15 protein-coding genes and 3 pseudogenes are annotated in these 23,581 nt (G+C 71.7%); 9 read left to right on the top strand and 9 right to left on the bottom strand.

From position 1 onward, the window contains the following. Positions 1 to 1,103: 1,103 nt before the first annotated feature. The 5 genes and pseudogenes from lanKC (at position 1,104) to OHB41_RS05130 (ending at position 7,932) form a co-directional block, all read left to right on the top strand. Entirely contained in the window at positions 1,104 to 3,578 is a 2,475-nt protein-coding gene (gene lanKC, locus OHB41_RS05155; RefSeq protein ID WP_266696751.1) for a class III lanthionine synthetase LanKC, read from the top strand. A 252-nt stretch (positions 3,579 to 3,830) separates the two neighbouring features. Beyond that, positions 3,831 to 3,956, top strand: coding sequence for a SapB/AmfS family lanthipeptide (locus OHB41_RS05150; RefSeq protein ID WP_148014162.1), 126 nt, complete (start codon positions 3,831 to 3,833; stop codon positions 3,954 to 3,956). A gap of 103 nt (positions 3,957 to 4,059) precedes the next feature. Beyond that, positions 4,060 to 5,898, top strand: a complete 1,839-nt coding sequence (locus tag OHB41_RS05145; protein WP_266696750.1) for an ABC transporter transmembrane domain-containing protein — start codon at positions 4,060 to 4,062, stop codon at positions 5,896 to 5,898. 67 nt (positions 5,899 to 5,965) lie between these two features. Then, a pseudogene (locus OHB41_RS51985) lies at positions 5,966 to 7,597 on the top strand (ATP-binding cassette domain-containing protein); the annotation flags it as partial. A 134-nt stretch (positions 7,598 to 7,731) separates the two neighbouring features. Beyond that, a complete protein-coding gene (locus tag OHB41_RS05130; protein WP_266696748.1) occupies positions 7,732 to 7,932 on the top strand; it encodes a hypothetical protein in 201 nt (66 codons plus the stop codon). A gap of 106 nt (positions 7,933 to 8,038) precedes the next feature. Here OHB41_RS05130 and OHB41_RS05125 read toward each other — a convergent pair. From OHB41_RS05125 to OHB41_RS05110, 4 genes and pseudogenes are all read right to left on the bottom strand, one after another. Continuing rightward, a pseudogene (locus tag OHB41_RS05125) lies at positions 8,039 to 8,724 on the bottom strand (SDR family oxidoreductase). Positions 8,725 to 8,854: 130 nt separating this feature from the next. Then, positions 8,855 to 9,736, bottom strand: coding sequence for a glyoxalase III HchA (gene hchA, locus OHB41_RS05120; RefSeq protein ID WP_266696747.1), 882 nt, complete (start codon positions 9,734 to 9,736; stop codon positions 8,855 to 8,857). A gap of 337 nt (positions 9,737 to 10,073) precedes the next feature. Further along, positions 10,074 to 11,173, bottom strand: a pseudogene (locus OHB41_RS05115) (DNA glycosylase AlkZ-like family protein). Positions 11,174 to 11,444: 271 nt separating this feature from the next. Then, complete coding sequence (locus OHB41_RS05110) at positions 11,445 to 12,023, bottom strand: DinB family protein (protein ID WP_266705676.1); 579 nt, start codon at positions 12,021 to 12,023, stop codon at positions 11,445 to 11,447. A 101-nt stretch (positions 12,024 to 12,124) separates the two neighbouring features. Between OHB41_RS05110 and OHB41_RS05105 the strand changes: the two genes are divergently transcribed. Next, the gene (locus OHB41_RS05105; protein ID WP_266696746.1) at positions 12,125 to 13,153 is read left to right on the top strand and encodes a helix-turn-helix transcriptional regulator; all 1,029 of its coding nucleotides are present in this window, start codon (positions 12,125 to 12,127) and stop codon (positions 13,151 to 13,153) included. Between the two features lie 167 nt (positions 13,154 to 13,320). On the opposite strand, the gene OHB41_RS05100 is transcribed toward OHB41_RS05105, so the two are convergent. After that, the gene (locus tag OHB41_RS05100; RefSeq protein ID WP_266696745.1) at positions 13,321 to 16,287 is read right to left on the bottom strand and encodes a SpoIIE family protein phosphatase; all 2,967 of its coding nucleotides are present in this window, start codon (positions 16,285 to 16,287) and stop codon (positions 13,321 to 13,323) included. A 282-nt stretch (positions 16,288 to 16,569) separates the two neighbouring features. Between OHB41_RS05100 and OHB41_RS05095 the strand changes: the two genes are divergently transcribed. After that, entirely contained in the window at positions 16,570 to 16,827 is a 258-nt protein-coding gene (locus OHB41_RS05095; protein ID WP_168526471.1) for a hypothetical protein, read from the top strand. Positions 16,828 to 16,920: 93 nt separating this feature from the next. Here OHB41_RS05095 and OHB41_RS05090 read toward each other — a convergent pair whose 3' ends face one another. Both OHB41_RS05090 and OHB41_RS05085 read right to left on the bottom strand, forming a co-directional pair. Then, the gene (locus OHB41_RS05090) at positions 16,921 to 17,652 is read right to left on the bottom strand and encodes an SDR family NAD(P)-dependent oxidoreductase (protein ID WP_266705674.1); all 732 of its coding nucleotides are present in this window, start codon (positions 17,650 to 17,652) and stop codon (positions 16,921 to 16,923) included. 228 nt (positions 17,653 to 17,880) lie between these two features. Continuing rightward, positions 17,881 to 18,225, bottom strand: coding sequence for a nuclear transport factor 2 family protein (locus OHB41_RS05085; RefSeq protein ID WP_266696744.1), 345 nt, complete (start codon positions 18,223 to 18,225; stop codon positions 17,881 to 17,883). A 157-nt stretch (positions 18,226 to 18,382) separates the two neighbouring features. Here OHB41_RS05085 and OHB41_RS05080 point away from each other — a divergent pair, with 157 nt between their 5' ends. Next, positions 18,383 to 18,877: a winged helix-turn-helix transcriptional regulator gene (locus tag OHB41_RS05080; RefSeq protein ID WP_266696743.1), complete on the top strand. Its 495-nt coding sequence runs from the start codon at positions 18,383 to 18,385 to the stop codon at positions 18,875 to 18,877. Between the two features lie 42 nt (positions 18,878 to 18,919). On the opposite strand, the gene OHB41_RS05075 is transcribed toward OHB41_RS05080, so the two are convergent. Continuing rightward, positions 18,920 to 20,026: a DNA alkylation repair protein gene (locus OHB41_RS05075; RefSeq protein WP_266696742.1), complete on the bottom strand. Its 1,107-nt coding sequence runs from the start codon at positions 20,024 to 20,026 to the stop codon at positions 18,920 to 18,922. 188 nt (positions 20,027 to 20,214) lie between these two features. Next, entirely contained in the window at positions 20,215 to 20,568 is a 354-nt protein-coding gene (locus OHB41_RS05070; RefSeq protein ID WP_266696741.1) for a VOC family protein, read from the bottom strand. A 399-nt stretch (positions 20,569 to 20,967) separates the two neighbouring features. Here OHB41_RS05070 and OHB41_RS05065 point away from each other — a divergent pair, with 399 nt between their 5' ends. Then, positions 20,968 to 23,571 carry a Pls/PosA family non-ribosomal peptide synthetase gene (locus OHB41_RS05065; RefSeq protein WP_266696740.1) on the top strand — a complete coding sequence of 868 codons (2,604 nt, stop codon included), beginning with the start codon at positions 20,968 to 20,970 and terminating at the stop codon, positions 23,569 to 23,571. The last annotated feature ends 10 nt before the right edge of the window (positions 23,572 to 23,581 follow it).

The following is a 23,581-nucleotide window of genomic DNA, read 5'->3' as shown; positions in this document are numbered from 1 at the left end:
GTTGGGCCGTCGGCACGGGAACTCACGGCGACGGACGGGCGACCAGGGGCTCATCGTCGCGGGCCTGGCCCCAAGTGCCGTTCCCGGACTGCGGTGTCGGGTGGTGGCCGTCTTGGGATCCGGCCCGGGCCCCGGTACCGCAGGGGAGTTGTCGTGCCTCGCCGCCGACCGGCCCGGCATGGGGGCGCAGTTGTGTGCGGGAGGGCGCCGCTGTCCGGGACGGGCGGACTTTCCTTCTCCGCCCCTGACCGCCATGGCTGAGCTGTGAGGGCGGCCAGCGCGATCGGGTCCGGGTCAAGCCCGACGGCGGATGTGAAGGGCGCGGGTGCGGGACGGCGTTCGAACGGGGACGGTGCGGCGCCGTGAAGGGCGTGACGCCCGCCGGGGCGAGTCCGCCGGCGGCCGGATTCCCGTGCGGCCTCGAAGTCGCTGACAATGGAGGTCAGAGCCGCCCGTGCCCCGCGAGGGCGGCAATGGACGTGTGCTTGCCGACGTCCGATTCCAGGGGAGTCGCCCGCCGATCGGTTACTCCATTCGTGTCCGCGGTCGTCGAACACTCCGCGATGCGCGTACCGAAGAATCGAAAAGTCGGCTGGAATTATGAGCTGCCGTGGGCGTGCTGTGAAGAGCGTGAGTATGACGTGCGGTTGTGTTTCTTTTCGCTGAACAGGTGGAGGGCGCGTGTCGGCCGGCCGGGCGTGCGCTGTTCGGCAGCGCACGGCGTTCTGTACGTGGATGCGCCGTGAACGCGCTCTGATGCGAGGTGGCGGCCGGACCCTACCTTGATGGCGTCGGGGTCATGACATCCCCGACAAGCGCAAGGGCCTTATTCCCAAAGGGTCGTTGAGGGGATCGTGGCCTGTCGGGGGATCGTCCTTCCTGTGCGGTCGTCCGTCGTCGCGTGCCGGTTTCACCGGGGCACGTGGTGCTGCTGTATTCCGCCGTGATTATGGGAGGGTTCGAATGGACATGCGTTACGAGGTGTATTCCTACGCCGACCGGCTGTTCTACGACTCACCCGTGCAGTGGGCCGCGCGGGAGGAATTCCCTGCCGCCACCGAGGCCGCGCCCCCGGTTGGGTGCGCAGCACCCGGGAGGTGTGGGTGGGCTTCCAGCCCGTGACGCCCGAACTGCCCGAACAGGGCTGGAAGATTCATGTCGCGGCCCGCCTCGACAACGCCCCGCAGGTCCTCGAAGTGGTCCGGCGGTACTGCTTCGACAACGGCGTCGCCTTCAAGTTCCTGCGCAGTCCCGGACTCGTGCAGACGCAGAACGCCAAGTACGCGGCCCGCGCCTCGAGCGGGAAATTCCTCACGCTCTACCCACGCGACGACGCGGCACTCGAGCACTGTCTGAGCACCCTGGACGCCGCGCTCGACGGCGCGCCCGGACCCTACATCCTGAGCGACCTGCGCTGGCGCAAGGGACCTCTGTACTTACGCTACGGCGGTTTCGTCGAACGGTTCTGCCGTTCCGAGACCGGTGAGCTCGTTCTCGCCTTCCGCGAGCCGTCGGGGAAGCTGCGCCCGGACGTCCGCGCCGCCGTCTTCGAAGTCCCGCCCTGGGCGCCGGTTCCGGCGGTGCTCGCCGAGACGCTCGCCGCCGCGTCCCAGGCGAGCGTCGACGACCTTCCCTACACGGTCGAAAGCGCCCTGCACTTCTCCAACGGCGGCGGCATCTACCTGGCCCGGCGGACGACGGACGCTCGGCAGGTGGTCCTGAAGGAGGCGAGACCGCACGCCGGCCTCGACCAGCGGGGCGACGACGCGGTCACCCGGCTGGACCTCGAGCACGAGATGCTCAGCCGGCTGGCCGGCCTGGACGCCGTGCCGGCGGTGCTGGGCCGACTCACCGCCTGGGAACACCACTTCCTGGTGCAGGAGTACGTCGAGGGCGAGCCGTTGCACCGCTGGTTCGGCCGCAACTACCCCTTGGTCCACCCCGAGGTGACCGACGAGGACACAGCCGGGTACCGCGCGAAGGCGCTGCGCATCCTCGACAGCATCGAGGACGGCCTGCGCTCGATCCACGCCCGCGGCATCGTCTTCGGCGATCTGCACCCCCGGAACCTGATCGTGCGGCCGGACGGCCGGGTGGTGTTCGTGGACTTCGAACTCTCCTCGCCCGCCGACGCGTTCGTCCGGCCCGCACTGGGCGCAGCGGGTTTCGCCGCGCCGCCCGGGCTGACCGGGTTCGCCGTCGACGACCACGCCCCGGCCGCCCTGCGGCTGTGGATCTTCATGCCGCTGCTGCCCCTGACGGTACTGAGTGCGCACAAGGCCGACACGCTCCGGGCCGCCGCGCGGGAGAGGTTCGCACTGCCCACGGCGGAGCCGCCGGAGCTCGCCGGCCGTCCCGCGAACCCCCAACGCCGGGTTCCGCCGGAGGAGTTCGGCGAGCTGTTCAGCGGCGAGGCGGCCGCGTGGCCCCGCTTGCGCGACGAACTGGCCGCGGCGACAGCGGCCAGCGCCACCCCGCACCGCACCGACAGACTCTTCCCCGGCGACCCGAGCCAGTTCACCCACGACGGCCTGGGACTGGCGTACGGCGCGGCGGGTGTGCTGTGGGCCTGCCATACGACCGGTGCCCGGGTGGATCCCGCACATGTGGGCTGGCTGCTCAAGGCGGTCGACCGCCAGCCACTGCGGCCCGGCCTGCTGGTTGGAGGACATGGCGTGGCCTACGTCCTCGACCTGCTCGGACACCGGCAACAGGCCATGGACCTGCTTGACCGTCTGCTGAAGGACGATTCCGAGGGATACGGCCCGGATCTGCTGGGCGGCCTGGCCGGCATCGGGCTGTGCCTGCTCTCCTTCGCCCGGACCACCGGGGACCGGACCCTGTACGACGCCGCGGTCGAGGCCGCCGAGCGGGCCGCCGCCGGACTGCACCTCGACCGGGCCGCGCCGCCGGACGGATCGAGGACCGGCCTCGTCCACGGGGCCAGTGGAACCGCGCTGCTGTTGCTGCACCTGCACCAGGTCTCGGCCGACAGCAACCTGCTCGATCTGGCGGGCCGCGCCCTGGAGCACGACCTCGCGCGGTGCGTGGTGGCCGAGGATGGCACCCTCCAGGTCGACGACGGCGTCCGCGTCCTGCCCTACCTGGAGTCCGGCAGCGCGGGCATCGCCGCGGTGGTGCAGGCGCACCTGAAACACCGGCCCGACGTCGGGCTCGCGGATCAGCTGGAGCGCATCGCCCGTGACGCCGTACCGGAGTTCATCGTCCAGCCCGGGCTGTTCAACGGTCGCGCCGGACTGATCGGGCTGCAGGCGCTGCTGGACCCCGACGCCGCGGAGCGCACCGAGGTGATCCGGCGGCACGTACGCCGACTGCTGTGGCACGTCGTTCCGTACGAGGGCCATCCGGCCTTTCCCGGGGAGCAGTTGCTGCGTCTGTCCATGGACCTGGCCACGGGGAACGCGGGTGTGATGACCGCCCTCGGCGCCGTGTACGCGGGGACCCCGACGCTGCCCTTCCTGACCGTTCCCACCGAGCCGGCCGAACTCGCCGCTCCGAAGACCGGTTCCGCCCGGCAGCGGCCACCGTCCGGCGCCCTCCCGACACCGGCCGGCTGACTCCGACCGGCCGGTAGCGATCAACGGACTCAACCGGCCGGCACCGGACGACCGACTGCGACCGGCCGGCACCGGACGACTGACGCGGCACCGGCTGACACGGCACCGGACGACTGACGCGGCACCGGCTGACACGGCACCGACTGTCCGACAGCGCGCCGGCGCATCCCGCCCGCGGCCCGGGAATCAGGCCGCCCACAGAGTTCCGGCAGACCGCCGGAAGCACCCACCACCACCCGGAAGGGGACCATCATGTCCATCCTCAGCCTGCAGGCCCTGGAGACCCCCGAGGAAATCCTCGAGTACCGCTCCGTTCTCAGCTCCCTGAGCGCCGTCAACTGCACCAACAGCACCGTGAGCACCCTGCTCTGCCTCTGATCCAGCCGCCGGCCGCGCCGCCCCGGCGCGGCCGGCACCCCCCGACGAACCGGTCCGGGCGGCTTCGGCCGTCCGGACCGGCCACTTTCCCCCGGAGGGCTTCATGCACAGCGACCGAACCGACGCCGCTCCGCCGCAGCCCGCCCCGACCGGCTCGCCGGACCGGCCCCCCGCACGACCGGTTCCCCCCACCGCCGACGACACCGGGCCAGATGACAGTGACCGGCCCGAAACGCCCCGGCCACCACACCTGTTGCTGCCGGCCGCGGGCGGACGCTGGGCGGCCGTCCTGGCCCTGGCCGTGGCCGCCAGCACCACCGCGACCCTGCTGCTGCCGGCCCTGCTGGCCCGCGCCGTCAACCAGGCGCTGGCCGGGGCCGGTACAGCCACTGGCCGCCAACTCATCGCGCTGCTCGCCCTGCTGACAGCCGCCGAGGCCGCAGCCCAGTACGCCGCCCCGCGCTCCAGCGCCGACGCGGCATCCCGCATCCGCACCACGGCGATCCGCCGCATGCTGGCCGCCGGTCCCGCCGCCGTCTCCCGTATGCCGGTCGGTGACCTCGTCGCCCGTCTGACCGCCAGCGCCCCGCAGGCCGCACTGGCCGCGCCCGCACTGGTCTACTCGGCCGCGCAACTGCTCATGGCCGCCGTCGCCGTCGTCGCCCTGACCCTGCTCTCCCCGCTGCTGTCCCTGGCGTTCCTGGTCACCGCGCCCACCGGCTACGCGGTGATCCGCCGCCCACTGCGCCGCACCACCCACGCGGGCGACGGATACCAGCGGACCCAGGCGCAACTGGCGTCCGGACTGCTCGACGCGCTGAGCGGCAGCCGCAGCATCGCCGCCTCGGCCACCGTCACCCGGGAGATCCAGCGCGTGCTGCGTCCCCTGCCGCACCTGTCGAGACTGGGACACGAACTGTGGGACACCCAGCGCCGCACCGCCTGGTGCACCGGCCTGCTCGCCCCGGCCACCCAGCTCACGGTCCTGGCCGTCGCGGGAACGCAGGTCGCCGCGGGCCGGCTCGAGGTCGGTGATCTGCTGACCGCCCTCGGCTACACCGGCATCGGCCTCAGCGGCCTCGGTACCGCACAGAGCCTCCTCGACGTGGCCCAGGCCCGGGCGGGCGCGGCCCGGCTCACCGACGTACTCACCCTGCCGGTCCGCAGGATCACCCCCCGTCCGCTGCCCGCCGGTCCGGGCCGTCTGGAACTGCGGGGCGTCGTCGTACACCGTCAGGGTGCCGTCGCCCTGGACGGACTGGACCTGACGGTGCCCGACGGCTCCTGGACCGCCCTCGTGGGCGCCCCCGACTCGGTGACCTCGCTGGTGGCCGCGCTCGCCGTGGGCCTGGCCGAACCCGACGAGGGCACCGTCACGCTCGACGGCGTCCCGCTGGCGGCGATCCACCCCGACGAACTGCCCACCGCGATCTCCTGTGCCTTCGCCGACCCGGTGCTGACCGGCGCCACGGTCCAGGACGCACTCGGCCTAGGCCTCGGCCCGGCGCCGCCGCCGTCGCGACTCCGCGGCCGCGCGGGCCGCGCAGGCCGAGGCCTTCGTCCGCCGGACGGCTACCGCACGCCGATGGCCTCCCTCGTCCTGTCCGGCGGAGAACGCCAGCGCCTCGGCCTGGCCAGAGCGCTCGCCCGCGACAGCCGCCTGATCGTCCTGGACGACGCGACCTGCGGCCTGGACGGCGCCACCGAAGCCGCGGCGCTGCACGCCCTGCGCGGGGAGACGGCCGGACGCACCGTCCTGCACATCACCCGGCGCGCCACCGTGGCCGCCGCGGCCGACAGGGTCGCCTGGCTCCACGAGGGCCGCGTCCGCACCGTCGCCGCCCACGACGACCTCTGGCCCCACGCCGCCTACCGTGACGTGCTCGACGGCGGAACGCCCGGCCCCCGGCCGGCTCCCCTGAAGGCCTCCGCCGGTGACTGACGACACGACACCGGCCGTCCGTGCCACGGTCCCTCCCGTCCGCCCGCCGTCACCGGGGGCCGAACCGATGCCCGCCCCTGTCACCCCCGTCACCCTCGCGGCGCCTGTGGCCCACGACGCTGCTGTCCCGGCTGCCGGAGCCCGGCCGCGGCGGCCCGCCCGCGCCGCCGCCGAGGTGCTGCGCTCGGCCTTCACCGACAGCCGCGCGGCGGTTCTCCGGCTGCTCGCGTGGACCCCGCTGTCGGCCCTGCCGGCCCTGGTGTCCGGCAAGGCGATGGCCCTGGCCGTCGACCGTGGCTTCCTCGAACACCGGCCGGGCCAGGCCGCGTGCTGGCTCACCGTGTTCGCGGCGGCCGCGCTGATCGGTGCGTGGGCGACCCGGCAGACCTACCCTCAACTCGCGCACGTCGTCGAGCCGATGCGCGACCGGCTGGTACGCCGACTGGTGTCCGGCCTGCTGCACCGGGGCGTCGCGGCCCGAGGCCGCCCGGACGCGTCCGCCGCCGCGGCCGTGGCCCAACTGACCCGCCAGGTGGAGGCAGTTCGTGACGCCACCGCCGGACAGCTGCTGGTCGTCTCCCACTTCGCCCTCACGGCGGCGGCGGTGCTGGGGGGCACCGCGATGCTCGCCCCGGCGGCCACCCCCCTGATCGCCGTACCGCTGCTGCTCGCGCTGACGGGGTTCGCGGCCTCCACGCCGGTCACCATGCGGCGCCAGCGACAGGCGTTCGCCGCCGACGAGAACCTGGCGCGCCTGTGCGCCGACACCCTGACCGCGTTGCGCGACATCGTCACCTGCGGAGCCCGCGGGCTAGCCGAACAGGACCTGCTCGCCGCCGTCGACGCCGCGGTCCGCGCGAACCGCGCACTGGCGGTCACCGCAGCCCTGCGACGGCTCCTCGTCGCGCTGGGGGCACACCTGCCACTCCTGCTCGTCGTCCTGGCGGCCCCTGCGCTGGTCCGCCGAGGGCTGACCCCTGGCGAGGTCATGGGCGTACTGGCCTACCTCACCGGGACGCTGGAACCGGCCCTGCGGCTGCTCGTCCAGGGCGTGGGATCGTCCTGGCTGCGCCTCGCCGTCGCCGCCGAGCGCCTCGCCGCCGCCTCCCAGCCGCCACCCGCCCCCGTAGCCCCGGCTGTTCCACGGAGCCCGGCGGACGGCGCGGACCACGGGGAGACGAACGGCGCGCCCCACGAGGGCGCACACGAAGAAGGCCCACTGCCCCCGGATGCCGTGCTCCCCCCGAAGCGGCGGACGGACCCCGCTGCCGCGCCGGACGGCGAGCACGGTCACCGTCCCGCGGACGGATCCGTCCTCCTCCGCGGCATCTCCTACTCCTACGGAGCCGCCGCGCAACCCGTCTTCGACGCCCTGGACCTCACCCTGCACGACGGGGAGCACCTTGCCGTGGTCGGCCCTTCCGGGGTCGGCAAGTCCACCCTCGCCGACGTACTGGCGGGTGACGTCCCGCCGGATCGGGGGCACGTCGTGCTCGGCGGTACGGCAGCGGGCCGGCTCACCCCCCGGGAACTGGCGCGCGTCCGCGTCCTGTTGCCGCAGGACGCCTATGTGTTCGCGGGCGAGCTTCAGGAGAACCTGCGATGGCTTCGTCCGTGCGCGCGGGAGCGGGACGTCCTGTCCGCCGTACGCGCCGTCGGCGCGGCTCCTCTGCTGGAACGCCTCGGCGGTCTGGAGGCCACGGTCGATCCGGCCGCGCTGTCCGCGGGGGAGCGGCAGATCATCGCCCTGGTCCGCGCGCCCACCTCTCGCGGGCCCGACTGGTCATCCTCGACGAGGCCACCCGCCACCTGGACGCCCAGGCGGAGCTGCGCGTGGAAGAAGCCTTTCGCACCCGTCCCGGCACGGTCGTCACCATCACCCACCGGCCCGGTCCGGCACGGCGCGCCGACCGTGTCCTGTTCCTCGACGGAGACCGGGCCCTGGTGGGGACCCACAGCGAGCTGCTGGCCGCCGCGCCCGGATACCGGGCGCTGGTCGGCGGTCACGGAGCGGGCCTCGACTCCACGGACTGACGACCACTCCCGCCGACGGCCGCCCGGCAGGCACGACGGGCGAGACGGGCACGACGGGCACGGCTGCGCGGGCGGACCGGAATCCGGGCCGCCCGCCTCCGCACGCTCAGCCGGGACGGAGCATCAGATCGCTCACCGTCCCGTCCCGAGACAGGTCCAACGCGCCCGCCACCACCCGGGCCACGGAATCCACGGTGAGACAGGTGGCGGGGTCGTAGGCGATGCCGAGCCGGGCGTGCAGTTCGGCCCGCATCGGTGTGTCGACCTCGCCGGGGTAGACGGACGTCACGCGGACACCGTGCTGGTACTCCTCCGCGCGGAGGGACTCGGCGAGTGCCTTGAGGGCGAACTTCGACGCCGCGTACGCGGCCAGTCCCGGTGGCGCGTGCAGGCCCGCACCGGAGTTGAGGAACACGACGTGTCCCCGCCGGGCGCGGAGCGCCGGGAGCAACAGCCGGGTCAGCTCGGCGGTGCCAAGAGGTTCACCGCGCAGATCTCCTGCCACGGTCCGGCTCCCAACTGCCCCACCGTACCGGGCTCCAGGACACCGGCCACGTGCAGCAGCGAGTCCAACTGCTCGGGCATTCCCTGGAGTTCGAGCGCGGTTGCCAGTTCCCCCGGCACGGCGAGATCGGCCACCAGGGTGCGGCTGCCGGGGAAGGCGGCACGCAGGGCCGCCGCCCGATCCGGGTCCCTGGCCAGCAGCCACAGAACCTCCCCGCGCGCGGCCAGCAGTCGAGCCACCGCCGCCCCGATACCCGAATTGGCGCCGGTGATGAAATGAACGCTCATAAACTCATGTTTCCCCTGAGTTCCCTTTTTAAGAAGCGATTTCATGCCACGCCGAGCGCTGTTCCGGCCGTGGTCCGTTATGTGAACGCTCCACTCGACGTCCCGGGTCCGACGATCCACGGCCGAGGATTCAGCCGGCGGACCGGGCGGCTTCGACCAGGGCGTCCGCCGCGAGAAGACCGAGGCGGTGGGAGGCGAGGGGACTGTCGCCCGTGAGGAGCTTCCGGTCCCGGTGGGTCCGGCCGGTCATGTCGTCATTGACGATCTTCAGGCCCTGCACGCTCAGGAGATCGGCGACGAGCCACGGCAGGCGGCCGGGAAGATAGCCGATCTCAAGATTCGGCCCCTCGTCGAGCGCGTCGGGGAAGACGCAGACCGAATACCCCTTGAACGGCGACTCGTCCTTGCCCAGTGAGGCGGCGAGCAGAGCTGCCGGGCCGTGGCACAAGGTGATGACGAATCTGTCGTTCTCCAGGGCCCAGTCGAGCGTGCGCCCCACCGGCTCGCTCGTCGGCAGGCCGACCACCGCCCCGTGGCCGCCCGGGATGAACACCGCGAGGTAGTCCGAGTCGTCCCCGAGACCGTGGGCGATGACCTCGGAGAGCCGCCTGGGCTGCTTGAGCTGCGGTTTCAGAACCTCGTACGTGGCCATGACCGCCTCGTCCTGACGCGGCATGGCCCACAGTTCGAGCTTGGCGGGGTAGCCCTCCACCGTGGCGACATCGACGCCGAAGCCTGCTTCCATCATGTGGTGAAGCGGGAGCAGCATCTCGACCGGGTGGTTTCCGGTGGAGAACATCTTCCCGTTCTTCACCAGCACGTAGCGTTCCTCGGCCGCAATCATGAGCACCTTCCACTTTCCCCCGGTGTAGGCGCCCTTGTGCTGCACTCCATCGAAATCGGTCGTCGGCGTGGTGTACTTGCTCAGTGAATAAGGTGAAGGGAAGAACGCGTTTTCCTCCGCCGGATCCGGCGTGGGATCCCTGCTCAGATCGTCTGCGGCGTGAGACATGCGAGCACCTTCTTTCCTGCCCGGCTCGTCGGTGGCTACGAATGGGGTGAAAGACCGGAGAAAGTGGCGTGGCTGCGACTTCGCGTTGATTGAGCCCATGCTACTGCGACCGGGTCGTCCCGGCAGGTCGTGGACGGCGACAACGCACAAGGGGAGCACTCCCGCCGAATGGCGTGGGTGAGGGCGGCGGGCTTCCCGCAGGCGAAGCAAAAGTCGAAGCCGAAGCAGAAACGAAAGTCGAAGCCGAAGCAGACGTCGAAGTCGAAGTGGAATGCCGAATGCCTAATTCCGATTGTCCATTTCCGTGAGCCGCTCCCTCGGCCGCTCCCTCAGCCGCTCAGTCCGGCGACGCGGCGACCCGTACGCGAGCGCTGTCGTTCTCGGAGAGGAACAGGGCCAGTTCGCGTCCCTCCTCGGCGACGTCGGCACGGTCGGCGCGGGAGAGCCGGCGCAGCGGGGTGACGACCACGGTGCCGGCGCCGACGTTCCAGGTCGCGGCTACTCGCCCGTCGACCAGCACGACACGCTCACCGGCGACCGACAGACCGCGGTGGGCGTCGTCGATGATCCGGCCGCGGTCGTGGTAGCCGAGGATCGCGTTGTCGAACGCCGGCAGGAACCGCACCGGGGCGGGTGTGCCGGGGTCGGGGCGGGGCGCACCGGGGAGGTCCAGCAGTTCCCGGCCGCGCTCGTCGCGGAAGGCGACCAGTTCCTCGCGGATCGCGGCCACCGCGGCGGGCAGCCCGGCCAGAGCGCACCAGGCGCGCAGATCGGCCGAGGCCGCGGGGCCGAAGGCGGCCAGATAGCGGCGTACCAGTGCCTGGCCGACCGGATCGGCGCCGTCGGCGGCGGGCGGGTCGATCTCCCGGCCCAGCCAGGAGGAGAGCGGGAGGTTGCGCACCCCCGCCTTGGTCCGCCACAGCCCGCGCGGCGGCAGCTGCGCCATCGGGACGAGCGCGGCGACCAGCATTTCGCCCAGCGCCCGCGGCCCCGGTTCCGGCCAGCGTCCGGCGAGCGTCCGCGCGAGTTCGGTCATCGACCGGGGCTCGCCGTCGGCCATCACCGCCCGCCCCGCAGCGGCGAGTTCGTCGAGGTCCGTGCCGCCGAGCTCGCGCCGGTAGTTCCCGAGCACCCGCTGCCGCAGCATGGCGTCGTGGCGGCCCCGCCAGGCCAGGACGTCGGCGGCGGTGACGAGGTGGACGGTACGGCGCATGAGGTGGGTCCGCACCACACTCCGCCGGACCACAGGTCCGAGAGCACCGCCGGGTCGAACGCCCGCAGCCGTGACCAGAGCCCGACGAAGGGTTCCTGCGGTTCCTGCGCCTGAAGACCGCAGAGATGCGCGACGGCGTCGAGGACCGGCACGCCGGCGCGATCGAGCAGCAACTGCCGGGCGAGCGTTGCCCGGTTGAGCGCCCGGCTGTCGAGCACGGTCATCGCCGCTCCTTTCGGTTCCGTGGGGGTTTCGTGCGCCGGCGGGTGCCGGACCCGGCCGGTCGGCCCGGGGCATCGCCGGTCGGCCCGGACGCGGGTGGTCCGGGCGGTGGGCGGGCCGGACACCCTACGTGCGGGGCTCGGCCTCGACGAGGCCACCGGAACCGCGCCGGTGACGGCTGTCACCGGCGCGGCCGCGGCCCCTGCCACGGGGTCGTGCGATCCGCGGCGCCGGTCAGGGCGACGGCCCGGTCCGGCAGGAATCCCGCGGCGGTCAGGTCGACTTCTGTCCGTCGAGCGTCTCGCGCAGGATGTCCGCGTGCCCGGCGTGCTGGGCGGTCTCCGCGATGACGTGCATCAGCACGCGGCGCACACTCCGCACCGCTCCCGGCTCGTGCCAGGGCGCCTCCGGCAGCGGGTGCGCCGCCGACAGGTCGGGCACGGAGGCGACGGTCCGCTCGGTCCGGGCGGCGACCTGCTCGTAGCCCCGGACGATGTCGGCCAGCGTCTCGCCGGGCAGCATCAGGAAGTTGTTCTGGTGGTCGATCGCCCACTGCGGGAACTCACGAGCGGTTCCGGCCGCGAGGTCGGCCCAGGTGACACCCTCGGGCAGGTCGTGACGCATCGCCGAGGGGCCCTCGACCGCGAACCGCATCCACGCGTCCTCGATGGACGCGACGTGCTTGATCAGGCCGCCCAGGCACAGCGCGCTGACCGTCGGCCGCTCGCCAGCTTGCTCGTCGTCGAGACCGCGCGTCGTGTTTGTCAAGGCGGCGCGCACGGTCGCGAGTTCGGCGAGCAGGTCGGCCCGCTCGCCGTCGAGGTTTGTGGAGGGGGTGGTCGTGACGGTCACGGTGATCTGGTCCTTCCGGTCGTACTCGTTGTCTGGCACAGGACCACAGTCGCAGGGGAAGCGGTCAGGTCGTGTCCTCTACTCGGGGCAACATGAGCGTCATGCCGAAGACCTCAGCGCGACTGCTGACCCTGCTGTCCCTGCTTCAGGCACGCCGCGACTGGCCGGGGCAGTCGCTGGCCGAGCGGCTGGAGGTCAGCCCGCGCACCGTGCGCCGCGACGTCGACCGCCTGCGCGAGCTCGGTTACCCCGTAGCGGCCACGAAGGGTCCCGACGGGGGCTACCGCCTCGACGCCGGTACGGAGCTGCCGCCGCTGCTGTTCGACGACGACCAGGCCGTCGCACTCGCCGTCGCGCTCCAGACCGTCGGCACGACCGGTGCCGGAATCGAGGAGGCCGCGGTGCGCGCGCTGAACACCGTCCGGCAGGTCATGCCCGCACGGCTGAGGCATCGCGTCGACGCCCTCCGGGTCACCGCCGTCGAGCGCGCGGGGACCGGGCCGGACACGGGGGCCGACGCCCGGGTGCTCGGGACGCTCGGCGCGGCCGTCCAGGCCCGCGAGGTGCTGCGCTTCGACTACACCCGGGCTTCCGCACCGGGAGCTGCCGGGGCCGATGTCATTGCGGCCGGGCCGCGCCGGGCGGAACCCCACCACCTCGTCACCTGGGGCGGACGCTGGTACCTCGTCGCCTGGGACCTCGACCGCGACGACTGGCGTACCTTCCGCGTGGACCGGATCACCCCGCGCACACCCACGGGGCCCCGCTTCACCCCGCGGGAACTGCCCGGAGGGGAGGTGAGCGCCTTCGTCGCCGGCCGCTTCCAGGGCTCCGACGGCTCCGGCGGCCGGCCCTGCACCGGCGAGGTGATCCTCGGCCTGCCCGCGTCCGTCGTGTCCACCTACACGCGTGACGGAGTCGTCGAGGAACTCGGCCCCGAGCGCTGCCGGCTCGTCCTGGGCGCGTGGTCATGGCCCGGACTTGCCGCCACCCTCGGCAGGTTCGACGCCGACATCCAGGTCGTCGGGCCGGACGAGCTCAGGGACGCCTTCGCGCTCCTGGCCCGCCGCTGTGCCGCCGCCGCGACGAACGGATCCGCCGGGGCCGCGCCGCCGACGACCAGCCGGTGACCGACGCGCACAGCGATCGACGCGCACAGCGACCGACGGGAACAGGGACCGACGGGAACAGCGACCGACGGGAACAAGGGGCAGCGCGACGCCGGCCCGCGTCACGACAGGAACGACAGAGCGCCGAAGCGCCGGAGCGCCGGAGCGCCGGACCAGGCCCGCTCCCGCTACTCGTCGGACTCCTCCAGCAGGAGCGTGTCCAGGTCCGCGTCGAATCCCTCGGCGCTCGGGAACATCCGGTCCAGGGCCTCGGGCGGCACGTCCTTCTGACCGTCCGGGCCGAGCAGCGGCTGTTCGGTCCAGATGCACTTACCCGTCGGCGTGTAGCGCGTGCCCCAGCGCTGGGAGAGCGCGGTGATCAGTTGCAGGCCGCGCCCTCCTTCGTCGGTGTCGGTCGCGCGACGGATGCGTGGCATCGTCAGGCTGCCGTCGAAGACCTCGCAGATCAGCCCGGCACTGCGGAGCAGACGCAGACGGAGCGGACCCTTGGCATGGCGTACGACGTTGCCCACCAGCTCGCTGGCGAGGAGCTCCGTGGTGGGTGTCAGGCTGTCCAGCCCCCAGCGGGTGAGCTGCTCCCGGACATGCCGACGGGCCTGGCCGGCCGCCCGCGGGTCCTCGGGGAGGGGCCAGGAGGCCATCCGGTCGCTGGTCAGGGCGTGCAGGCGGGCCACGAGCACCGCCGCGTCGTCGGCCGCCTGGTGCTCGGCGGGCAGCAGGCCGGCCGTCAGGATGTCGCAGAGCTGGTCGAGGTCCGTGTCGGTGCCGTTCCTGCGGACCGTGCGGAGCAGTTCGGCGAGATCCGCCATGCCCTCGTCGATGTCGCGCTTCGCCGACTCGACCAGACCGTCGGTGTAGAGCACGAGCAGGCTCCCCTCGGGCACCGGCAGCTCGACCGTCTCGAACGGCGGCTCCGCCGCGCCCAGTGGCGGATCGGTGGCGAGCTCCGGGAAGAGCACGGTGCCGTCGGGGTGGACCAACGCGGGCGGCGGGTGCCCGGCACGGGCGATGGAGCAGATCTGGGTGGTGGAGTCGTACAGCGCGTACAGACAGGTGACGTACGACCCCTCGCCCATGCCGCCGACGATGTCGTTGAGGCGGCTCATGATCTCGTCGGGGGGCAGCTCGAGGTCGGCCAGGGTGTGCACGGCGGTGCGCAGCCGCCCCATGGTGGCCGCCTCGGGAAGGCCGTGGCCCATGACGTCGCCGACGACGAGGGCGACCTGGCCCCCGGAGAGCGGGATGACGTCGTACCAGTCGCCGCCCACGTCCATGCCCTGTCCGGCGGGGAGATAGCGGGCGGCGGCCGTGCACGCGGGCAGGCTGGGCAGGGCCTGGGGGAGGAGACTGCGCTGGAGCTCACGGGAGCGGATGTGCTCGGCGTCGTAGAGCCGGGCCCGCTCCAGGGCCTGGGCGACGAGCGCGCTGATGGTCGCCAGGAGGGTGCGTTCCTCGTGGGTGAGGCGCCGTGGCCGGTCGAAGGAAAGGACACACACTCCGAACGTGTGACCGGACGCCGTCAGCGGCAGGAACGCCCACGCCTGCTTGTCGGTGCGGTCGGCCCGGTGGGCCAGCAAGGGCGCGTGCTCGGTCAGCTCCTGCAGCGAGGCCAGGAAGAGAGGCCGGCCGGACGCGATCGCGTCCCAGGACGGGTCCCCGGGCGCCCGGGGACGGTTGTCGAGGAGGGCGAGGAAGTCGGCCGGGTACCCGACGGCCCCGACGTTGCGGAGCAGGTCGTCCTCGACGGCCTGGACCAGGAGTCCGGTCGCCGCGAACGGGGGCAGCACCCGGTGGGCGACGGCGTCCACCACGTCGCGTGAGGTCGTCGCCTTGGCGAGCGCGGTGGTCAGCTCGCTGATCCGGGCCGATCGTGTGGACGCGGCGAGCTCGGCCGCCAGGCGTTCCTCCTCCATACGCCGTTTCTCGGTGACATCGGTGAAGTAGAGGGTGCGGCCGTCTGGTCCCGGGACGAGGCGCACCTGGTAGCGGCGCCCGCTGTCCTGCATGCGCACGTCGAAGCTGGCGGGTTTCTCCTCGGCGGCGGCCTTCCGGCACTGGCTCTCCAGTCCGGGAACCTGCCGTGCGGCGGGCAGGTCCCACAGGACACGCCCGAACAGCTCCTCCTCGGAGAAACCCAGCGTGCGTTCGGCTTCCAGGTTGGCGAAGGTGATCCGCCACTCGTCGTCCACGGCCAGGAAGCCGTCGCTCATGTGGCGCAGGGCCCGGCTGAGCGAGTCACGGGCGGAGCGGGACTCGTCGCTGTTCCATCCGAGGCCGCCCATCCGGACCGGTTCGCCGTTCTCGTCGTACGTGGCTCCGGCGCGGGTCTGGGTCCAGCCCCAGGTGCCGTCCCGTTTGCGCACCCGGTACTCGGCCTCGAACACACCGTGGTCCCGGATCGCCCGTTCCGCCGCCGCGAGGGTCGGTGCCAGGTCGTCGGGGTGGACGATCCGCATCCAGTTCTCGATCCTGCCGGTGAAGTCCGCCGGCAGGGTGCCGTAGAGCTCCAGGGCCGCCGCGTCCCAGATCAGCTCGCCGGTCCGGATGTCCCAGTCCCACGATCCGACGCTGACCTCCTTCAGCGCCTCCCGCAGATGGTCCCTGTTCAACTCCGTGTGCGAGGGCCCGGACGGCGGCGGTGCCTGGATCATGCGCTCCTCGGCCCAGGTGACGACGGCCCGGAGGAAGTCCCACTGCTCGGGGCTGGGCTCCCCGGCGTCGCCCATCAGCACGGTCAGCGCACCGATGCCGCGATCCCTGCCGAACAGCGGCAGGGCGGCCAGGCCGGTGCCGGGCCAGACGGCCTCGGCGGGCTCCGTCGCGGGGCTGCCGGGCCCGGCCGGACCGGGGGGTGGCGTGGTGGTGGGCAGAGGCACCCACACGCCGCTGCCCCGCTGCAGGGCACGGGCCGGGGCGAGCGGGCCCTCCTGGTCGACGATCTCCCAGGCCTGGGTGAGGGCGGGCGGGAGACCGGCCGACGACACCATGCGCAGCATGGACATGGGGCCACGCAGATGGATCGTTCCGCCCAGGGCACCCAGCTCTCCCAACGCGTGCTGGAGCGCCAACCGGAAGATGTCACTCTCCGTGACTCCGGGGGCCACTGTACGCAGCAGAGCCAGCCGTGCGTTCATGGTGGAAACCCTATCGTCCCCGTTTCGCCCGAAACCGTGCCTCGCAGGATTGTCACGCCGCGCCGCCGTACGCGCCACCTGAGCCTCAACGGCGCCGCACGGAACCAGTTCGTTCCGGTTGCCGACGGCTCCGGAACGCCGTACGCGGGCGGCGTCAACCGGACCCGCGTTCCGTCCCGGCGGGCTTCGGCGGCCGGTCGCGGAAGGCGGGAACGGGGGGGCAGGGAGCGCCGATCCTGGCGGACGGTGGCATGATCGCGCGCGGCATGCGACGGTGGCGCGATGACGACGAACGACTACGACCGCGTACGCCTCGGTATCGAGGCCATGACCGCCTACGTCTCCGGCGACAACCTCATGACGAAGTACATGATGGAGCGCGCGGAGTCGGACGGGAACCTCGACCAGGTCGCGGACGGTGTGACGGGGCTGTGCGCTCTGCTTCTGCGGCAGCTGGCGGAGATGACGGGGAAGCAGGAGCTGGAGATCCTCCAGGAGATCGCCCGGGGCCTCAATCGCACCGAGCAGCGCGAACAGTAGCCACCCGCGGTCCCGCCCCGGGGCCGCCGCCGGACGTGATCCGGCGGCGGCCCCGGGGCGCTGCGCGCCGCTCCGACCCGGACGGTCCCCGGTTCAACCGGAGGCCGGGAAGTCCGCGCCGCGGGAGACGGCCTCGCGTGCGCGGATGTCCGCGAGCAGTGCGTCGAGTTGCTCGACCACGGCGTCGTATCCGTCGCTGCCCAGGACGAGGTGGCGCGGCGGCTCCTCCTCGTCGAGCGCCTCGACGACGGCGCGGACGGCGCGGACGGGATCACCGGGCTGGTTGCCGTCCTGCGTGATCATGAAGTCCCGTACGGACTCCACCATCGGCCGGTAGGCGTCCACGGTCTCGGCCACCGGCTCGTCCGCGAAGCCGGCGTACGCCCGGGTGCGGAAGGCGCCGGGCTCCACGGCGAGGACGCGGATGCCCAGCGGCGCCACTTCCTCGCGCAGCACCTGGGTGAGCCCCTCGAGCGCGAACTTGGAGGCGGTGTAGTAGCCGAAGCCGGTGACCCCCCTCAGCCCCGCCACGGAGGACATGTTGACGATCCATCCGCTGCGCCGGGCGCGCATGCCCGGCAGAACGGCGCGCAGGACGGCCACGACGGCGAAGAAGTTCAGTTCGAAGGTGCGCCGCACGGTGTCGTCGGCCATGCCCTCGACGGAGCCGTACCAGCCCCGTCCGGCATTGTTGACCAGGACGTCGATGCCACCGAAGCGTGCCTCCGCCGCTGTGACGGCGTCCTCGATCTGCCGGGCGTCGGTGACGTCCAGTGGCAGGACCAGCACCCGGTCGGCGTGGGGTCGGGCCCACTCCTCGAGCAGCTCCGGCCTGCGTGCCGTCAGGACGACGTTGTCGCCTCTTTCCAGGGCCGCGTCCCGTAGGTCATGCCGAATCCGCCTGGGGTTCCCCCGGTGATGAACCAGGTCTTCATGGTCTGCTTCCCTCTGCTTCCTACTGGTTCCTGCTGCTCCGTCTGCTGTTTCGTGCGCCGCTTCGGACTGCGCGGCGAGCGCGTCCTCGCACCGTCTCGGGCGGCGGACGTGGGGAACTCAGGCCTCGATGACGAGCCGCTCGATGAGTCCGTCGCGCAGGGTGAACCGGAAGTGCAGGTCGACGACCCCGCCGGGGAAGTCGCCTTCGAGCCGCTGGGTGACCGTGTACTCCCGGTCGGAGGTCTTGTGGACCGCCGTGGGCTCGATCGTGTAGCTGTACTCGCCGGCGGTGCGGTTCATCCACCGCTCGACGGCGTCGATGCCGTTGTGGGTCTCCCCGTCGTCGGTCACCGTGGCGTCCGGGGTGAAGTTCGCGAGCTGTGCCGCGGTGTCGTGCAGACGGTGGGCGGCCAGATAGCGGGTGACGGCCTGGGGGAGTGCGTCGAGGGTGACGGGTGACATGGGATGTTCCTCGGAGCTCGGGGGGCAGGGCTGCCGTGTGGGCAGGGCGCATCGCGCGCAGGGAGTCACTGCTAAATCCAAAGTGACTCACTTCGACTGTAGCAGTCATTACTGCTAACGTAGAACCCTGTAGGTGACGGAACGGAAGGGGGCGCGCATGCCGGCCCGTATACGCCTGGAAGACCGCGAGTGCCCGCTGTCCCAGACCGTCCAGCATGTGGGCGAGTGGTGGACGCTGCTGATCCTGCACGACGCGTTCGACGGCTTCACCAGGTTCGATCAGTTCCAGGAGAACCTCGGCATCTCGTCCAGCATGCTGACGAGCAGGCTCAAATCCCTGGTGGCCGAAGGGCTCTTCGAGCGTCGCCAGTACCAGACGCACCCGAACCGCTACGAGTACGTCCTCACGGAGTACGGCCGCTCGCTGCGCTCGGTCATCGTCGCTCTCGCCGCCTGGGGCAATTCCCGGCTCGACGCGGACGAGCGGGCCATGATCCTGGTCGACGCGCGGACGGGCGCCGAGGTCGATCCCGTGGTCGTCGACCGGACGACGGGCCGGCGCGTCGACACGGACGAGTTCGTCTTCACGGCCGGCCCGGCCGCGAGCGAGGCCATGCGGACCCGGTACGCGGACACGGTGAACGGCGCCTGACCGTCCCCGTCGGTCACCGTCACCTCTCCGGTGAACCCCCGGTCAGGACGCTGCGAGCAGGGTGAACTCCGCACGGCCCCGGACTTCACCGTTGACCTGGAGTTCCAGGGCGTGCGCACCCGGATGGAAGACCCGGGTGGTGATCTTCCTGAACGAGTGCCGGCGGCTGATGGAGACGCGTTCGCCCGCCTCCAGTGTTCTGGTGGTGAGCTTGAAGACCTTGGGCGCGGTGCTGCCGTTGGCCTTCTGGTAGTGGATCACGTAGTCGATCACCAGCTTGGCCGGTGCCGCTCCCTCGTTGGCGACGTCGAACGCGAACGTGATCTCGTCGCCCACCGCCACCCGGTCCTCGCCCAGCCGGGGGCCGAGGACGGCGACCTCCGTCGCCGGTTCGAAGCCCATCAGGGCCAGCGCCCCGGGGTGCCCCTTCTTCACGGCCGTGCGCAGCGCGTGCCGTACGACTCGAGGTGTGTGTTCGTCCGGCGCCGCGCTCCACCCGGCCGCGACCTCGACGGCCAGGTCCGGGACGGCGTGACTGATGTCGTTCACGTGGTTGGCCACGGAACGCCGCACGTACTCGGACGGATCGCGGTAGAGCGCGTCGAGGACCGGGCGGGTGAGTTCGGGGCTGTCCAGGAGTCCGGGCACCCGGATCGCCCACGGCAGCCGGGGCCGTGTTCCCTCGCTCGCCAGGCGCCTCACGTGCTCGTCCGGATGGTCGGTCCACCGCTGGACGACGCGGAGACTCCGCTCGAGATCGGCCCTGAGCATCCGCCGGATCGCGAACTCCGCGGTCAGCCGGGGAGTCAGGTCCGCCAGCAGGTGCAGTGCCGCCTCGAAGGAGTCCGGATCGTCGTCCTCGAGGGCGCGCGTGACGACGGCCTCCGTCACCGGCCAGATCATCCATCCGGTGAATCCGGGATCTGCGAGCGCCGTACGGACGACGGCCTGTGTCGCGGAGTAGCCCCCGGGGAGGTGCGCCGTCAGGACATCCCGCACCAGGTCGCTTCGTTCCCGCAGGGCCAGTCCGTCGAGCTTCTTCCCGCACGCGCGTACGGCCTCCGCGTCGCGCGGTCGGCCGGCCCTGTCGAGACACTCGGCGAGACCGGCCACCGCCGCCGATCCCAGCAGTTCCTCGGCCAGCGGCACGGGACGCTCCTTCTCTCCGCGCAAGCGGAACTCGGGGGAACAGCTCGCGGGAAATTCCTGGTGGGGGGCCCGGAGCCGGTTACTTCTAGATTAGCAGTAACCGGCAGAAACGGGCCGGGCCGGACCGCACACCTCGGCGGTCCGGTGGGCCACCAGCACGTCACCGTCCGCGCGAAGCGGCGGTCAGGTCAGGCGGGCTGCCACAGCTCGACCCGATTGCCCTCGGGGTCGGTGACCCAGCCGAATCGGCCGACACCCTCCATGTCCTGCGTCCCGTCGGCCACGTCCGCTCCCTTCGCCCGCAACTGCGCGAGCATCGCGTCCAGGTCGCGGACCCGGAAGTTGAGCATGGTCCGCTGGGCGCGGGACCCGAAGTAGTCGGTCTCGGACTCGAACGCCGCGAACACCGTCGGCCCGGCTCCCTGGTGCCACAGGCCGTGCTCGTCGGCGTCCAGGCCCAGGCAGTCGCGATACCAGGCACTCAGGGCCGCCGGGTCCGCGGCCCGCATGAAGTACCCGCCGATTCCCAGCACACGTTCCATGCCGCCATCCTGCCAGGGCCGCCGATCGGGTGGACCGGCACCACGCCATCGCCCGCGGTCGACGGTGCCGGCGCCGGTTGTCAGCGGCCTGTCTTTTCTCTTTTCGGGCCTTGTCACAAATCGGCAGCCATTCGAGTGAAGCGGCGCGTTACTCCACTTGTGTAAGGGGCCAACTGGCAGAGGCCTGCCACGCGGTGCCGTGGATTCCGCGCCACTGATTCGGAGTGGCAGCCTTGAGGGTGGACGAATAAGACTGGGGTTCACGGTTTCGTGATCACGGTAAGAGAGTGCGGTCTCGTGGCTCGGAAACGGCTCGGTCGGGCCATTCGCCGAAGCGTGAGGACACCGGACCGGCCGCCCGCGGCAATCGGGAGCCGAAATGTCTTCTCAGGAGGTCGAATGGTGGAGCAGTCCTCCGAGGTCTTCATAGTCGGACCGGACGACGCAGCCGCCGCCAGGCCGAGCAGTGCCGACCCGACGACGGCGGAGACCGAGAGGAAACTCGCGGAAGTACTGGCAGGCGTCGTGTCCGCGGAACACGTTCCGGTCGACAGCCACTTCTTCGACGACCTCGGCGCCAACTCGCTGGTCATGGCCCAGTTCTGCGCACGGGTCAGGAAGCGGCCGGATCTGCCGTCCGCGTCGATGAAGGACATCTACCGGTACCCCACGATCCGGAGCCTGGCGACGGCTCTCGCGGAGGTCGTCGCCGCCCCGGTCGACGCGTCGCTTCCCGTGACGCCGTCCGTACCGGCACCGTCGCCGACCCCCGTGCCGCGGCCGAGCACGTCACGCTACGTCCTGTGCGGAACCGCCCAGTTGATGATTTTCCTCGGGTACTCCTTCTTCACCGGCCTGGTCGCCGCCCGCGGCTACGAATGGATCGCCGCCGGATCGGGCCTGGCCGAGGTCTACGTGCGGTCGTTCGTGTTCGGCGGCCTCGGATTCATCGCACTGTGCGGATTCCCGATCGCCGCCAAGTGGATTCTCATCGGCCGCTGGAGACCCCGTGATTTCCCCGTCTGGAGTCTGACCTATCTGCGTTTCTGGCTCGTTAAAGTACTGCTCCACGCCAATCCGATGATCTTCTTTGTCGGTAATCCGCTGTACGTGCTGTATCTGCGCGCGCTCGGCGCGCGCATCGGCGGCGGAGTAACGATCCTCTCCCGCTCGGTCCCCGTCTGCACCGACCTGCTCACGATCGGCTCCGGGACGGTGATCCGCAAGGACTCGTTCTTCCTCTGCTACCGGGCGCACTCGGGACGGATCGAGACCGGCCGGGTCACACTCGGCCGGGATGTGTTCGTCGGCGAGAAGACTGTCCTCGACATCGACACGGCGATGGGCGACGGAGCCCAGCTCGGCCACTCGTCCGCCCTGTACCGCGGCCAGGTCGTCCCGGACGGTGAGCGCCGGCACGGCTCCCCGGCGGAACCCACGCGGATCGACCACGTGCGGGTCGCGCCGGCGGCCTGCGGCACCCCGCGCCGGGCCTGGTTCGGGATCGCCGGCCTGCTCCAGCTGTTCTTCCTGTACCTCCCGCTGGCCGTCGGCGGGGTGTACATGCTGTTCGCCCAGGTCCCGGCGCTCGGCAGGCGGCTGGACGCGGCCACGCCCGCGATCACGTCGTCGGACTTCCTCGTCGACGCCGTGGTCCTGTCCCTCGCGCTGTTCTTCGGCTTCGTGGTCCTGGGTCTCGTGGCCCTGTTCACCGTGCCGCGCCTGCTGAGCCTGGTCATCGAACCCGACCGGGTCTATCCGCTGTACGGCTTCCACTACGCGCTGCACCGGGCGACGACGGCCCTGACGAACATCAGGTTCTACGCCTGGCTCTTCGGCGACAGCTCGTACGTCGTCCCCTACCTGCGCGGCCTCGGGTACGACCTGTCGGAGGTCGAGCAGACGGGTTCGAACTTCGGCTCGGAGGTGCAGCACGAGACCCCGCTCCTGGCGACCGTCGGCAGCGGGACGATGATCGCGGACGGCCTCTCGCTCATCAACGCGGACTTCTCGAGCACGTCGTTCCGGGTGTCCCGGGCGACCATCGGGGCGCGCAACTTCCTCGGCAACAACATCGCCTATCCCGCCGGCGGCCGGACGGGGGAGAACTGCCTGCTCGCGACGAAGGTGATGGTTCCCCTGGACGGCGAGGTCCGCACGGGTGTCGGGCTGCTCGGCTCACCGTGCTTCGAGATCCCCCGGTCGGTGGAGCGCGACTCCCGGTTCGACCATCTCCGGACCGGTGGGGAACTGCGCCGCAATCTCGCCGCGAAGAACCGCTACAACCTCCGCACGATGGCGCTCTTCCTGTTCCTGCGCTGGCTGCACACCCTCGCGCTCACGGCGTTCGCTCTCGCCTCCGTCAGCCTGTACGGAGTCTTCGGGCACATCGTGATCGGCGCGTACGTGGCGATCACCCTGACGTTCACCGCCCTGTACTTCGTCCTGGTGGAACGTTGCATCGCCTGGTTCCGGCTGCTGAGCCCGCGGCTGTGCTCCATCTACGACCCGTACTTCTGGTGGCACGAGCGCCTGTGGAAGGTGCCGGACCACTACCTCAACATCTTCAACGGCACCCCCTTCAAGAACGTGATCTGGCGGCTGCTGGGCGTCCGGATCGGCCGCAGGGTCTTCGACGACGGCTGCTATCTGACGGAGCGGACGCTCGCCGCGATCGGGGACGACTGCACGCTCAGCGCCGGAAGCAAGATCCAGTGCCACTCGCAGGAGGACGGGACGTTCAAGTCCGACCGCACCACTCTCGGTGCCGGCTGCACCCTCGGGGTCGGCGCCCACGTGCACTACGGCGTGACGATGGGTGACGGCGCCGTGCTGGCACCCGACTCCTTCCTCATGAAGGGCGAGGAGGTCCCCTCGTCCGCTCACTGGGGAGGAAACCCCGCCGTGGAGACCGCGACCGCCCCGGCGCCCCCCGAAGGAGTCGGCGCGGCAGCGGCGGCGGGAACGTACTCGGCCGGCGGCAACACGTCCCGGGCGAGTTGAGGAAGGCCAT

Source organism: Streptomyces sp. NBC_01571, from assembly GCF_026339875.1.
Taxonomy (GTDB): Bacteria; Actinomycetota; Actinomycetes; order Streptomycetales; family Streptomycetaceae; genus Streptomyces.
Note: the sequence above shows the minus strand (reverse complement) of the source record. Positions and strands in the feature narration are given on the sequence as shown.